The sequence below is a fragment of the Flavobacterium flavipigmentatum genome (genome assembly GCF_020911905.1).
Lineage (GTDB): Bacteria > Bacteroidota > Bacteroidia > Flavobacteriales > Flavobacteriaceae > Flavobacterium > Flavobacterium flavipigmentatum.
The window spans coordinates 3,630,141-3,645,619 of record NZ_CP087133.1 but is presented as its reverse complement, the minus strand read 5'-3'; the positions used below and the strand labels follow the sequence as shown (position 1 = coordinate 3,645,619).

Annotated in this window: 10 protein-coding genes; 3 read left to right on the top strand and 7 right to left on the bottom strand. The window is 34.4% G+C overall.

What is annotated here, in order from left to right; genetic code table 11:
• The first annotated feature begins 206 nt into the window (after positions 1–206).
• Positions 207–2,843: a DNA gyrase subunit A gene (gene gyrA, locus LNP22_RS15625; RefSeq protein ID WP_229974293.1), complete on the top strand. Its 2,637-nt coding sequence runs from the start codon at positions 207–209 to the stop codon at positions 2,841–2,843.
• 48 nt (positions 2,844–2,891) lie between these two features.
• Entirely contained in the window at positions 2,892–4,160 is a 1,269-nt protein-coding gene (locus LNP22_RS15620; protein ID WP_229974292.1) for a tetratricopeptide repeat protein, read from the top strand.
• A 71-nt stretch (positions 4,161–4,231) separates the two neighbouring features.
• On the opposite strand, the gene LNP22_RS15615 is transcribed toward LNP22_RS15620, so the two are convergent.
• From LNP22_RS15615 to LNP22_RS15590, 6 genes are all read right to left on the bottom strand, one after another.
• On the bottom strand, positions 4,232–4,651 hold the full coding sequence (locus tag LNP22_RS15615) for an OsmC family protein (protein ID WP_229974291.1): 420 nt from the start codon (positions 4,649–4,651) through the stop codon (positions 4,232–4,234).
• Between the two features lie 177 nt (positions 4,652–4,828).
• Positions 4,829–6,787, bottom strand: coding sequence for a DUF349 domain-containing protein (locus tag LNP22_RS15610; protein WP_229974290.1), 1,959 nt, complete (start codon positions 6,785–6,787; stop codon positions 4,829–4,831).
• A 305-nt stretch (positions 6,788–7,092) separates the two neighbouring features.
• Positions 7,093–7,842, bottom strand: a complete 750-nt coding sequence (locus tag LNP22_RS15605; protein WP_229974289.1) for a shikimate dehydrogenase family protein — start codon at positions 7,840–7,842, stop codon at positions 7,093–7,095.
• 2 nt (positions 7,843–7,844) lie between these two features.
• Positions 7,845–9,239 (bottom strand): tetratricopeptide repeat protein, encoded by a 1,395-nt coding sequence (locus tag LNP22_RS15600; protein WP_229974288.1) that lies wholly within the window; start codon positions 9,237–9,239, stop codon positions 7,845–7,847.
• A gap of 291 nt (positions 9,240–9,530) precedes the next feature.
• Positions 9,531–10,721: an aspartate aminotransferase family protein gene (locus LNP22_RS15595; protein ID WP_229974287.1), complete on the bottom strand. Its 1,191-nt coding sequence runs from the start codon at positions 10,719–10,721 to the stop codon at positions 9,531–9,533.
• 88 nt (positions 10,722–10,809) lie between these two features.
• Positions 10,810–12,453 (bottom strand): OstA-like protein, encoded by a 1,644-nt coding sequence (locus LNP22_RS15590; RefSeq protein ID WP_229974286.1) that lies wholly within the window; start codon positions 12,451–12,453, stop codon positions 10,810–10,812.
• A gap of 285 nt (positions 12,454–12,738) precedes the next feature.
• On the opposite strand from LNP22_RS15590, the gene LNP22_RS15585 reads away from it, so the two are divergent.
• The gene (locus tag LNP22_RS15585; protein ID WP_229974285.1) at positions 12,739–14,610 is read left to right on the top strand and encodes an alpha-amylase family protein; all 1,872 of its coding nucleotides are present in this window, start codon (positions 12,739–12,741) and stop codon (positions 14,608–14,610) included.
• Between the two features lie 85 nt (positions 14,611–14,695).
• Here LNP22_RS15585 and LNP22_RS15580 read toward each other — a convergent pair whose 3' ends face one another.
• Positions 14,696–15,478 carry a superoxide dismutase gene (locus LNP22_RS15580; protein ID WP_229974284.1) on the bottom strand — a complete coding sequence of 261 codons (783 nt, stop codon included), beginning with the start codon at positions 15,476–15,478 and terminating at the stop codon, positions 14,696–14,698.
• Position 15,479 lies beyond the last annotated feature (1 nt).

Below are 15,479 nucleotides of genomic sequence, written 5' to 3'. Positions count from 1 at the left end.
ATCGTACCCTTTGGAATCTCCTGTCAGCTAAGAGACAAAAAAATAAAGAATAAAAGAGTTAAAAAACGCTTAATTTATTAACTAAAACGCTAGATAAAGTTGTTAATAAATCATTGAAATAAGTATGCGAAAATTGTTATAAAAATTTCAAAAAACCGTATCTTGGCACGCTTTGAAACTAATATAATTATTTAATATAACAACTTATGTCTGAAGGAGAAAAGTTAATTCCTATTAACATAGAGGATGAAATGAAATCAGCTTACATCGATTATTCGATGTCAGTAATCGTATCGAGAGCGCTTCCAGATGTTAGAGATGGCTTGAAACCAGTGCATCGAAGAGTTCTTTACGGAATGTATGACTTAGGAGTTTTTTCGAATAAAGCTCATAAAAAATCGGCGAGAATCGTAGGAGAGGTTCTGGGTAAGTATCACCCTCACGGAGATACTTCTGTTTATGATGCGATGGTGCGTATGGCACAAGAATGGAGTTTGCGTTATTTATTAGTGGATGGACAAGGGAACTTTGGTTCTGTCGATGGAGATAGCCCTGCGGCAATGCGTTACACTGAGGCCAGAATGAAAAAGATTTCGGAAGAAATCATGGCAGATATCGAAAAAGAAACAGTTGATTTTCAATTGAACTTTGACGACACATTATACGAGCCTAAAGTAATGCCAACGCGCGTTCCTACTTTATTGATTAATGGAGCAACAGGTATTGCAGTAGGTATGGCGACCAATATGCCTCCTCACAATCTTACGGAGGTAATTAATGGAACTCTGGCATATCTTGATAATAATGATATCGAAATAGATGAGTTAATAACACATATTAAAGCTCCGGATTTTCCAACAGGAGGAATTATATATGGTTATGAAGGCGTTCGTGAAGCTTTTAAAACGGGTAGAGGTCGTATCGTAATGCGTGCCAAAGTTGGTTTTGAAGAAGTTGACGGAAGAGAATCAATCATTGTAACCGAGATTCCTTATCAGGTGAACAAAGCCGAAATGATCAAACGTACGGCTGATTTGGTGAATGATAAAAAAATTGAAGGTATTGCCAATATTCGTGACGAATCGGATAGAAATGGTATGCGTATCGTTTATATTCTGAAACGTGATGCTACGCCAAACGTAGTATTGAATACCTTATATAAATACACATCATTACAATCTTCTTTTAGTGTAAACAATATTGCGCTGGTAAAAGGTCGCCCACAAATGCTGAATCTAAAAGATATGATTCACTATTTTATTGAGCACCGTCATGATGTTGTTGTTCGTAGAACTCAATTTGAATTGCGAAAAGCCGAAGAAAGAGCACATATTTTAGAAGGATTAATTATCGCTTCTGATAATATTGATGAAGTAATTAAAATTATTCGTGGTTCTAAAAACACAGAGGAGGCTCGTGATAAATTAATCGAAAGATTTAAATTATCAGATATTCAGGCTCGTGCTATTGTAGAAATGCGTTTGCGTCAGTTAACAGGTCTTGAACAAGATAAGCTAAGAGCTGAGTACGAAGAGTTAATGAAGTTAATCGAGCATTTAAAAGCTTTATTGGCAGATGTAAATTTAAGAACAGAATTAATTAAAGAGGAACTTACAGAAATTCGTGAGAAATATGGAGATGCCCGTCGTTCTCAAATAGAATATTCTGGTGGTGATGTGAGTATCGAAGATTTGATCGCTGATGAAAATGTGGTGATTACAATTTCGCATGCAGGTTACATCAAACGTACCAACTTAACAGAATACAAAACACAAAATAGAGGAGGAGTTGGACAAAAAAGCGCTGGAACAAGAGATCAGGATTTCTTAGAGCACATGTTTGTGGCAACAAATCACCAGTACATGATGTTCTTTACGCAAAAAGGAAAATGTTTCTGGATGCGTGTTTACGAAATCCCGGAAGGAAGCAAAACTGCAAAAGGCAGAGCGATCCAGAATTTGGTCAACATTGAAAGTGATGATAAAGTAAAAGCTTTCATTTGTACTCAGGATTTAAAAGACAAAGATTATATCAACAGTCATAACCTTGTAATGGTAACGAAACAAGGTCAGGTGAAGAAAACTTCTTTAGAGAAATATTCTAAACCAAGGGTAAACGGTGTTGCTGCTATTACGATCAAAGAAGGTGACGAATTGCTTGAAGCAAAATTAACTAACGGAGAAAGCCAAATTATCTTAGCGGTGAAGTCTGGTAAACTAGTTCGTTTTGAGGAAACTAAAACGCGTCCGATGGGAAGAACAGCTTCCGGAGTTCGTGGAATTACCTTAAAAGATGATACCGATGAAGTTATTGGTATGGTTACTGTAGACAAAAATGATATTAACGACTCACAAATTTTAGTTGTAACTGAAAATGGATACGGTAAACGTACCAAATTGGTGGATGACGATGGTGAAGATGTTTATAGAATAACAAATCGTGGAGGAAAAGGTGTTAAAACACTTAATATTACAGAGAAAACAGGAAAATTGATTTCGATAAATGCTGTAACCGATGCTGATGATTTGATGATTATCAATAAATCTGGATTAACAATTAGAATGGCTATCGAGGATTTACGTGTTATGGGACGCGCTACTCAGGGAGTTCGATTGATTAATTTAAAAGGAAAAGACTCTATTGCTGCCGTAACAAAAGTAATGAAAGATGATGTTGCTGAGGTTATTGTTGATGAAGATGGTAACGTCATAGAATCAGTTATTGAAAGAGTTAAACCAGATTTGGAAGTTCTTGAAGACGACGGAGCAGTAGAAGACGATGACGACGATGATGACGATGTTGTAGAAGACGAAGAGGATACTGAAGAAGAATCTGAAGAATAAATTTAGAGTAAGAAAAAAAAAGAAAATTAAATACACAAATTGAATATTATGAAAAGTAAATATGTAATACTTGCGTCAGCATTATTGATATCATTAGCTACTTTTGCTCAAAAAGATCAGATTAAAAGCGCTGAAAAAGCACTAAAAAGCGGAGATGCTCAAGGGGCAATTGCAATTTTGAAAGATGCAGAAAACATTATTGTAAATGCTAAAGATGTAGAACAAGCTCAGTTTTATTTTATAAAAGGTAACGCTTTCTTAGATTTAGCCAATAAAAAAGTAGAGGAAGGTAAAAACTTGTCTCAAGCTGCTGAAAGCTACCAAAAATTAATTGAAATTGAAAAACAATCTGGAAAACCAAAATATTCTGCTCAAGCAGCAGGTTCTGTAACAGAAATCAAAGGAAAATTAATCAATGCTGCCATTGCAGATTCACAAGCAAATAAACATGCTGATGGAGCAAAAAAATTGTATGACGCTTACTTGTTAGACAAAAAAGACACTATCAATTTGTATTATGCAGCTTCTACAGCGGTTAACTCTCAGGATTATGATCTTGCGTTACCGATGTATGAGGAATTAAAAAAGTTAAATTATTCAGGAAAAGGAACCAGTTTTACTGCTGTTAGTAAAACTAACGGTGAAGTTCAAGGTTTTTCAGATGCTAAACAAAGAGATTTAGCGGTAAAATTAGGAACTCACGAAAAACCTGAAACAGAAAACATTCCTTCTAAAAGAGGTGAGATTTACAAAAATTATGCTTTGATTTTGCTTCAAAAAGGGCGTACAGAAGATGCTAAAAAAGCAATCGCTGATGCTAGAAAAGCAAATCCTGAAGATAGTTCATTGATTCTTTCTGAGGCTAATTTATATCTTGAAACGAAAGATTATGATACATACAAAAAATTGGTAGGTGAGGCTTTGCAAAAAGATCCTAACAACGCTGATTTAATTTTTAATTTAGGTGTAATTAGCAACAACGCTAAAAACCCAGTAGATGCTGAGAAATACTACCTAAAAACAATCGAAATTAATCCAAACTATACTAATGCTTACATTAATTTGGCGGCTTTAAAATTAGAAGCAGAGAAACCAATCATTGATGAAATGAATAAATTAGGCACTTCTGCTAAAGATATGAAGCGTTATGATGTATTAAAAGCTCAAAGAGAAAACGTATTCAAAAGTGTAATTCCTTACCTTAAAAAAGCTAATGAATTAGATCCTAAAAATGAAGATATTACTAAAACATTAATTGGTGTTTATAGTGCTCTTGAAATGACAGCTGAAGCTAAAGCCCTAAAAGCTAAAAAATAATTTATCAAATTATTTCATAAAAAAAACCATTCGGAAACGAATGGTTTTTTTATACCTAAAAATTACTTTTTCTAGCTTACCAAAGTAGCAGTTAATGTAATTGTAGTATTTAAAAGTTTAGAAATCGGACAAATTTCTTTCGCTTTAGCCGCGGTTTTTTCAAATTCTTCTGCAGAAATTGATGGAACTTTTCCCTTCAAATCCAAATGAATTAGAGTAATAGTACCATCTTCAAAAGTTACTGTGGCTTCTGTACTCAAATCATCTGCTACAAATCCAGCTTCATTCAATAAAAAGCTTAATTGCATCGTAAAACAGCCAGAATGTGCTGCAGCGACAAGCTCTTCAGGATTGGTACCAACGCCATCTGCAAATCGTGTCTTAAATGATAATTGTGCTTTATCCAGTGTGGTGCTTTGCGTACTGATCGTTCCTTTGCCTTCCATACCAGTTCCTTGCCAGTTGGCATTTGCTTTTCTTGTAAATTTCATTTTGTTGTTTATTAAAGTTAATAAATTAAAATTTTGAACGTCAATTATATTTTTAAACTATAAATATAAGCAATATTTGAAAGTAATGTTTTATGAATATGTTACTTAAAAGTCAAATTCCAAAAAAAAGAGCTCAATGATAGTTCATTGAGCTCTTGGGTATCGTATAAAAGTCTTTTATTCCTGACCTAAATTGCGTAATTGTTTTAGTTTTTCTTTCCAAACTTCAAGGCTTTCTTTATGAATAGCAATGTTTTTGCGAACTTCTAATACAATTGAATTTTCTTTTTTAGCATTTTTGGTATTCGTAAAAAACTGAATATTATTTTCTAACTGAAAAATTTCATTCTGAACTTCTTCAATTTTTCGCATTAAGAAAATCTTTTCATTGTCTAGTTTTCTGGTATCATTGCTTCCAGATAATGAATCAATTCTGTTTGAGAAACGCATCATTTCTGTTTCTTTTTTACTCAAACTTAATTTTTCAAAAAGGGCATCCAGTATTTTATTGAATTTTCCTTCGATATGGCGTCTAGAAAAAGGAACTTTTCCAAAACCTTTCCAGGTTTCTATGTGTAATTTTATAGCATCCAAATCGGTTTTGTGATCGCCGGTAAGTTGGTAAGCTCTCAGGGTATCCAAATAGGCTTTTTTATTATCAAAAGCAGTGATTTCGTCTACGTTTTCTTCAGATTTTTGCTCTTTTAGTTTATCAAAATAGTGGTTACAAGCATCTTTAAACTCTTTCCAGATCTTATCTGAATATTTTTTAGGAACATGCCCAATTTGTTTCCACTCTTCCTGAATTTGCTTCATTATCGGTGTAGTTGTAACAAAATCAGTACTCTCCTGCAATTCTTTAGCTTTTGCAACCAGAGCCATTTTTTTGTTCAAATTGTCGTTCTGGTCTTTTTTAATATCCTTATAAAATGAATTTTTAAAAGAATTAAAATTTCGAACAGCAGTTTTAAAGGCAGCCCAAGTTTCTTCATTTACTTCAGATGGAACTTTTCCTGCAGCAAAAAAATCATTTCTAAGTGCTTCTACTTTTTGTATTTGAACCAACCATTGAGAATGTGCATTTACTTTTTCGGTAGCTAAAACTTCTATTTTAGCAATAATTTCTTTCTTGGTTTCCAGATTTCTTTGCTCGTTTGCTCTCTGACCTTCAAACAAAACTTCTCTTTTATCATGAATTTGTTTGGTTAACTCGCTAAATCTATTCCAGATGGCATCACGATGTTCTTTAGAAACCGGTCCGATGTCTTCTTTCCAGATACGGTGCAAATCTTGCAATTCACGAAAAGACTTACTTATATCGGTTTCGTTGACCAATTCTTCAACGCGAAAAATAATTTTTTGCTTTTGGTCTAAATTGTATTTAAAATCAAGATCTCTTGCCTCACGGTCTAGGTGCAAATAATCATAAAAATTTTCTACATGAAAATGATAATTATTCCAAACGTGATTGTATTTGTCTTTCGGAATTGGGCCAGCGTTTTTCCATCTTTCTCTTAAATCATTAAAATGTTTAAGAGTGTCTTTGATATTTTCCTGTGGGTTAATAAGCTCTTTTAGTTCTTCAACGATGGCAAGTCGATTTTCTAAATTTGATTTTAAATTAGTCTGTAAATGCTTAAAATGGTCATTTCTTTTTTCTCTAAATACATTATAATATTGATCAAACTTAGCTTTTAAAGGAGAATGATATTCAAATTCTTCATTAGGATCTTGATTTGAAGCATTAAATTCTTCTCTTTTTTCGTCCAGAAGATGACTGAATTGTAGTAAAAACGATTTTTTAATTTCTTCAATATGATCTTTTACAGACATTACTTTGTCCAGAGCTACTAGTTTTTTTAATTCGTCAACCAGCGCATCCAGAGAAAAAGTATCATAATCCTGCAACGGAATATCATGACGATCTTTTAAGGTTTCGTCTTCACTCTCTGCGGCATTAGAGCTTGTTATGGCATCTAAAGCCTCTTGATGATCCGTTTCAGTTGTGTTTGTAACGTTTTGCAAATCGTTTTCTGTGGCTGAATCTTCAATCGGAGCTTCCGTTTGAACAGCATCATTTGCGATTTCTAATTTTCCATCTGCTTCTTGCAGGTTATCATTCTTTTCTTCTAACATTTTCAAATGTATAAGGTTTGTATTTAAGAGACCGAAAGATAGTGAAGGTGTTTCTAAATACAAAATAAATCCTTTGTTAATAGCTTATTTCTCTATGAAATTCTTAACTATACAGGTGTTTAGGAGGTATGAATGGCATTTTAATTTTAAATTTTTAAAATAAATTCAAAAAAAAGCTTCTTTTATTTTAGAAAGTAAAGAGTGTTTGAAACATGAAATGGCAAAGTATTTTATTCAAAAAAAACTAAAACATTAATTATTGAAGCAATATGATTTTTTGAAAAGTAGTTTTAATCTCTAAAAAATTATTTATTCCAGATTTTCCATGACTTCTCCGCCTGAAAAATAAGCATGTCGTAGCCATTTTTTATCGTGGCTCCATTAACTTTTGCTTTCTTCAAAAAAGTGGTTTCTTCAGGATTATAAATCAAGTCGTAAGCAATGTGTTTGTCTGTAAAAAACTCGTACGGAAGATCCGGACAAGCCTCTATATTAGGACTTGTGCCCACAGGTGTACAATTGATTATAATTTGAAAATTATCAAAAGTTGTGGCATTTATCAAGTCATAATCAATCATGTTTTCTTTGGGTTCTCTCGAAACAAAAGTATGTAGTATATCAAGCTCATCAAGTGCAAATGCAACGCCTTTGGAAGCGCCGCCAGTGCCCAAAATAAGTGCTTTTTTATGATGTGGCTTTAATAATGGTTTTAATGATTTTTTGAAACCATAATAATCGGTATTATAGCCTTTTAATCTTCCGTTTTTGGTGAGTTTAATGGTATTTACCGCACCAATTAAAGTTGCTTTTTTTGATAATTTATCTAAGAAAGGAATGACTTGCTCTTTGTACGGAATGGTTACATTGAGTCCTTTTAGATCGGGATTGTTTTTTACTATTTCGCTAAATTCAGTAATGTCCTGAATGTCAAAATTTTCGTAGCTATTGCCTGCAAAGGTTTCATGGCTAAATTTTTCTGTAAAATATCCTTTTGAAAAAGAGTAACTAATATTACGACCTAATAAGCCAAAACGTCTCTTTAAAATATCGATCATTACTATTTTTTATGTTTTGCAATATAGTTTTGTACTGTTTTTTTTGTCCAGATTACTGGAAATAAATCTTCGATTAAGATATAGTTGTCAAAGTTCAGGCGTAATCCATTGCTTAAATGAAATTTGGCTTTGGTATTCTCCTGAAGCATAAAATACAATCCTGCCAAACGGTACTCGATTTCGTTTTCTTCTGGAAAATATTCCGAAGCTTGTAATAATGTTTGAACAGCACTGTCAAATTCGCCTAAAAATTGAAGAATATCAACCCAGAATAACCAGGTATCTAGCTCACAATCGCCAAATTCTACGGCTTTTCTGTATCCAAATTCGGCTTCTTCAAAAAAGTTCATTTGTTTGTTGATCGTTGCGTAACGTTTCCAATACAAACGGTTCTGATTGTCTATTGCCAATGCTTTATTGACAAAAAACAATGCTTTCTGAAAGTTTTTCTGGCGTACATAAAAATCTGTAATCGCAATCCAGCCTTTGTCTAAAAGAGGATCTTCGTGTACGGTTTGATTGTAATATTTTAAGGCTAAAACAGCGTTGCCTAATTTTTCGTAGCATTTACCAATTCGCAATAAAGCATACGATGTAGCATCGTCTAGCTCGATCGTGCGGTTGTAGCTTTCTATCGCTTCTGCGTATTTTTTTAGACGTTCGTACGCTTTGGCTTTTTCCATAAAAGCGCCCAAAAATTCGTCGTCGATAAGGGTAGCATAATCAAAAGCTCGAATTGCGTTTTCGTATTCTTTTACGCCGTAATGCAAGCGACCCAGTTGGTGCCAAGCGATTTCGCTATAAGGATTTTTATTGATGTATTCGATCAAATAAGCAATTGCTTCTTGATTTTGGTCTAAAAATTCAAAACAATACACCACATTATACAAGGCCGATTGGTCTTCTAAATCTTCTTCAAGACATTTTATAAAACTGTCTTTTGCCATTTCGAGATTATCCATAAAAAGGTATTCCATTCCGATTAAGTTGTACACATCGGCGTAGTCGTCTGTATATTGCAATGCAATTTTAAGTAGTTCTACCGCTTTCTCGTGTTGGTCTCTCTTAGAATAAATATTGGCTTTCTGAATGTAAATTTCCTCGTTATTGGGTTCGATTGCGTACAACTCGTTTAAAAGCTTTTCAGCGATTTCAAGTTTGTCGTCGTAGACCAACATTTCTACTTGTACTAATTTTAAGCCTGTAGATTTCGGGTGTTGATCTAATGCAAGTTTTAAGGCCTTTTTTGCTAAATTAGCCTTGCCCATATCTAAATAATGAAGAATAATTTCTTCAAATTCTTCAGAATCAAAAAAGAGTACTTTGTTTGTTTTTAACATTGACTCAAATTTGGAGAGGGATAGGTTATAATCTTCTTCTTCGTTGCTTAATTGCATACTTTTTTTTTTGAAATTAGCCTGTTATAAATTTAGGCAACCATATTTTGTTGTGAGGATAGGAAATTAATTGTTTTGAACAATTTAATTAACAATATGGATAGAATCTGGATTCTATTTTTAAGTTATACTCTTTGATGTGTAAAAATTAAATTTTATTGTCATTCTACACTATTATTTTTTAAAATATCATTTTGTGTACAAGTGCCTTAGCCCTGATAGCAGGGATATCCTTTTGCTTTTTCCTTTAAAAAGCAAAAGATAAAGCGGATAGCAGGAAATAGCTCCTGATTATGCTTTTTGTTTCATTATTTCATCCATAGCCTCTAAGATTATGGCACATCCTTCTTTGATTTCTTCTTCAGAAATTGTGAGCGGCGGCGTTATTCTTATCGCACAGCCTTCAAACAGCAACCAGAATAAAATGAGCCCTTTGTCCTGACAGTTTAAAATAACCTGATTGGTTATTTCGGCAGTTTCGGTCATTGCGGCCAGCATTAGTCCTTTTCCTCTAACTTCCTTTATCAAAGGGTGTACCAAAAGCGTTCTAAAGAGTTTTTCTTTTTCTAAGGCTTGCTGCATGAGGTTTGTTTCGGTTAATTCCTGCAAAGTCGCTAAACAAGCTGACGCAATGACAGGATGCCCTCCGAAAGTAGTGATGTGTCCTAGTTTTGGATTTTCGGTCAGCAGATCCATTTTTTCTGCGGCTGCGGTAAAGGCTCCTACTGGCATTCCGCCGCCCATTCCTTTGCCCATCACGACAATATCTGGAACGACATCGTAATTCTGGAAACCGAATAATTTTCCGGTGCGTCCAAAACCGGGCTGAATTTCGTCTACGATCATCATGGCGCCCACTTCGTCACAGCGTTGGCGAACTTTTTGCAAAAAGTTATCCTGAGGCTGAATAAATCCTGCGCCACCCTGAATCGTTTCCAGCAAAATTGCGGCGGTTCTGGTCGTTATTTTTTGTAAATCTTCTTCGTTATTAAAGGTAATAAAATCGACATCCGGGAGCAAAGGGCGAAAGGCTTGTTTGCGTTCTTCAAACCCCATAACACTCATCGAGCCCATCGTGTTGCCGTGGTACGCGTTATTACAAGAAATTAGCTGGCTGCGGCCTGTTGTTCTTCGGGCTAATTTTAGCGCACCTTCGATCGCCTCTGTTCCTGAATTGACCAGATAGGTTTTATTGAGCGATTCGGGTAGGAGCGAAGCCAGTAATTTGCAATATTGCACGGCAGGACTTTGCGAGTATTCGCCATACACCATCACGTGTGAATATTTGTCTAATTGGTCTTTTATGGCCTGATTGACTCTCGGGTGTTGATGCCCAAGGGTGCAAGCCGAAACTCCTGCTACGAAGTCTAAGTATTTTTTATTATTGGTATCGTAAATATAGGAACCTATGGCATGCGAAACTTCCATCCCGAGTGGGTAAGGAGAGGTTTGTGCCTGGTATTTTATAAAATCTGGATTCATTTTTTTAAGGTTCTAAGAATCTGAGTTACTAAGGTTCTAAGATTTTTGTTGTAATGTGTCAAGGTGGCTCAAAAGGCCTTAATTATTGCTATTTTTTACTCTTTGCACCAGGTTTCTTCTTGTCGTAATTCAAAGTTTCTTTCCTGATTTTCATCGGAACATTTTCTTTGGCAGCTTCGTCTTTTCCTTCTTTGATTAATTTATCGTTTTCTTCATTTTCTTCTTTCGAAAAAATATCTTCTTTTGATTTTATTCGTTCGTCAATTCGCCAGACTAATCCTCTTAGTTTTCGCGCATTTTCGGGCAAATCAATTTCGGGGAAAATGTCACCATCTACTTTGTTAAAAAAGGTGATGGTTTCGATCGCATTATTCTCTAAAATAAGATTGATTTTGCTACTTACATTTTTATTAATTCCGATGAGTTCTTTTTCGTCATTTCGCATAAAATAAACCACTTCGGTATTTTTAATGACATCTACATCGTGCAGTTTTCCATCTTTGAATTTTCCGAATAAATTAAGTCCCTTGACCTGATTGAATCCAGTGCCGAGCGTGTCCCGCGAGACCATAAAAGTATTGTTGAGTACTTTTAGCGAGTCTAATTTTTTGGTTGTATTGTTCCCAATTAGGTGCATGATATCGCCGGTAATCTGACTTTCTCCATTCCACAAGATTGGATTTCCTATCAGTTTTGTGAGCGCAGTTTTGGCACTCGAATGTATCGAATCGCATTTTCCGCTCATGTCGGTTTTGTAAAAACGAACATTATTAAAAGCTCTAATGATGCGATTGTCTTCTTTTCCGGTTACCATTAATCTTTTTCCGTGAATGTAAACAGAATCATTGTCTACAAAATTTACGGCAACGGCTCTTTTGGTCACAAACATCGAATCTTTGAGTTTGTAAATTTCGGCATAATGACCTTTGATGATACCCCGATTGATAGAATCTGTAATTTTTACATTTCGGGTAGCAGATGCAAATTCAACATTTCGATTATAATACAAACTATCTCCTTCAATTAAGCGGTCATCGTACCTTATGTAAGACTTTCGAAGAAAATGGGCCAGGTTTTTTTTGGTGTCATAAAAGCCTTTTTCGGTGTAAATATAATTGGCTTTACTGGTAATCGTTGATGGGCCAAAGAGGTAAGAATGACCAGAATTACTGTAATAATCTAAATGATTCGATTTTATAACGTATTTTGGATTGGTAATGGTCACTGCTGTCAAAAACTGAAATTTCTTTTGGGCCACAAAATATTTTCCAGATTTACTCACCAAAGTATTGTCTTTGTTTATAATAGTTCCTTTCGAATTATAAAAAACTTCCTGAACATTTCGGTCAAAATTGATTGTATCGGTTTGCAGAGTCGCATCGGGAGAGGTCATTACAGCATCGCCAGTAGCAAATGCTTTTTTTAGATTTCCATTGTATTCTGCATATTTACTGTTTAAATATAAAGTATCACCTTGTACCAATTGTACATTACCAAAGGCTTTTAAGTAATTTTCCTTCTGAAAAAAATACGCCTTATTACAGGTCATAACAACACCGTCATGGTCAATTAATACATTTCCGGTAAGCAATAATGCGCCAGGGATTAATTGTTCATTGACCTCAGAAAGATCGGCATTTTTGATAATTATTTTTTTTGTTGTTTGTGCCAAAATGTTTTGAGCATGTAACAAAAACAAGCTAAAAGAGATGAAAAACAGTAATTTCTTCAATTGATTTAATTTTTGTCAAATTTATGAAAAAGGATAGAACCGTAACAGATATTAAGATTTATTTATAACCGAAAATAGTTTCTTACAGGCAAGTTCTAAAGGGGTGTTAAACTTATCAACAAAAAGACAAACTCTCACGTTGTAGTATTGTGTTTGCTAATGATTTGTAATCGATTTGTTTCCAGATACTTTTAAATGTTGAAAAATAGCCTAAATTTAGGGAATGATTATTAATTCTTTAATTAATTTTTAAAAATGGAATAATGTTATGTTAAAAAAGAGAATATGATAAATAAGAAAACTTTTGTTACCGGAATAACTCTTCTGATTTTGGTAACAGCTTGTAAAACAAATGATTTAAGAATGAATGCTGCGAAAGATGAAGCCTTACCCCAAAATAAAATTGTAGTATATCAAGTTTTTACACGTTTGTTTGGCAATAAAAATACAACCAATAAACCTTGGGGAACGATTGAAGAAAATGGAGTCGGGAAATTTAATGATTTTACAGACAAAGCACTTCACGAAATTAAAGATTTAGGGGCTACTTATATCTGGTACACGGGCGTTCCGCATCATGCTTTGGTGCGAGATTATACTGCTTACGGCATTTCAAACGATGATCCCGAAGTGGTAAAAGGCAGGGCAGGATCACCTTATGCCGTCAAAGATTATTATAATGTAAATCCAGATTTGGCGGTTAATCCGGCGAATCGCCTGCAGGAATTTGAAGCCTTGATTGTGCGCACGCACAAAGCTGGTCTAAAAGTGATTATCGACATTGTTCCGAATCATATTGCTCGTAAATATGAGGGTAAAACCAATCCTAAAGGAGTTAAAGATTTTGGTGTCGATGACGATGTTTCAGTTGAGTATGCTCGAAATAATAATTTTTATTACATTCCGAATACAGAATTTATAGTTCCGGATGGAAATCTTCCATTAAATGGAGAAAAAAATCCGCTCGTAGACGGAAAATTTACTGAATCTCCAGCAAAATGGACAGGTAATGGTTCGCGAAAAGCAAAGCCAGATCAAAATGACTGGTACGAAACAGTAAAAGTGAATTATGGAATTCGTCCTGATAGTTCCAAAGATTTTCCAGAATTACCGGCGGGATTTGATAAAAAGTCATATAAAGAACATTTTACTTTTTGGCAGGACAAAGACGTTCCGGACTCATGGAAAAAATTCAGGTCGATAGCTTTGTATTGGATGAATAAAGGTGTTGATGGATTTAGATTCGACATGGCAGAAATGGTTCCGTATGAATTTTGGAGTTACATGAATTCGGCAATTAAAACAAAAAAACCAGACACTTTTTTATTGGCAGAAGTGTATAATCCGAAAGAATACCGCAATTATATCCGTTTGGGGAAAATGGATTATTTGTACGACAAAGTAGAAACATATGATAAGTTGAAAGATGTGGTGCGGGGAAATTCATGGCCTGACGGACTTTCGGATATTCAAAAAGGAATGGCGGATATTGAGCATCACATGCTTCATTTTTTAGATAATCATGATGAACAGCGTTTGGCAAGTCCAGAATTTGCAGGAAATCCAGAGCGAGGAAAACCTTTGATGGTACTTTCTACCACCATCAGCACATCACCAACAATGGTGTATTTTGGACAAGAAGTGGGAGAGGCCGGTAATGAAAATCCAGGTTTCGGAACCCATTCCAGAACTTCTATTTTTGATTATATCGGTGTTCCTAATCATCAGCGCTGGATGAATAATGGCAAATTTGATGGAGGTCAATTGTCTGACAAAGAGAAGCTTTTGCGTGATTTTTATAAGCGGTTATTAAATTTTTCGATCAACAGTTCGGCCTTAATGGGAAGTTTTTACGAAATGCAAACTGCAAATAGATTTAAAACAGTGGGGTACGACGATTTTATATATTCGTATGCACGTTGGTCTGAAAGTCAAAAATTAATTGTAGTAACCAATTTTTCGGGAACTGTAACAAGTGAATTTGAATTGAAAATTCCATCGGAGCTTATCTCAAAATGGAGTTTAAAAGATGGTGATTATCAATTGAAAGACCAATTATACTACACAAATACCATTCAAATGAAGGTTCAAAACGGGGAAGGATTGGCAAAGGTGAAAATCTTGCCTTCAGAATGTTTTATTTATGAATTAAAATAAGAAGTTTTTAATCGACCCATTATTTTAGGTTATTGATTCCTAAAAAAAAAGCTGAAACAAATGTGATGTTTCAGCTTTTTTTGGTTTAGACTTTTTTAACTTTCGATAAAGCAGTTTTATAATTTTCGTTGACTTTTTCCCAATTGATTAATTTGTAAAAAGCATCGATATAACTTTTTTTCCTATTTTGATAATCCAGATAGTAAGCGTGTTCCCATAAATCAATTCCTAAAATTGGTGTTCCTTTGATCAGGGCATTTTTCATGAGTGGATTGTCCTGATTTTCGGTGGTAGTAACCTGTAATTTACCAGCTTTATCTACGACCAACCAAACCCAACCTGAACCAAATTGTTTGTTTGCTTCATTTTTAAATTGCTTTGTTAGATTATCAAAAGAACCAAATTCTATATTAATCGAGCTTGCAAGCGTATCTTTTGGCGTTTGTTCTTTTGGTGTTAGAATATTAAAATACAAAGTATGATTGTAATATCCTCCCGCATTCTGACGCAACTTTGCGTTATTCAAATCTAAATTTTTTAGTATGTCTTCAATAGATGAATTTTCAAATTCAGTGCTCGCTATTTCTTTGTTAAGATTATTGGTATAGGTTAAATAATGTTTAGAATAATGCGTTTCTAAAGTAAGCGAGCGTATTTGAGGAGCTAGACCATCATACGCAAATGGAAGTTTGGTGATTTCAAAAGAACCCGGATCTGCTTTTACATCATCTGGTTTGCCTATCGTGATTTTTTCTTCCTTGGTAGGCAAGGGTACTTCAACAACTTCGGTTAATTGTTTATCATTACAGGAAAATAATAGAGTGGATGAAGCTAAAATTGAAAGTGTAATAAAAAATTTATTCTTCATG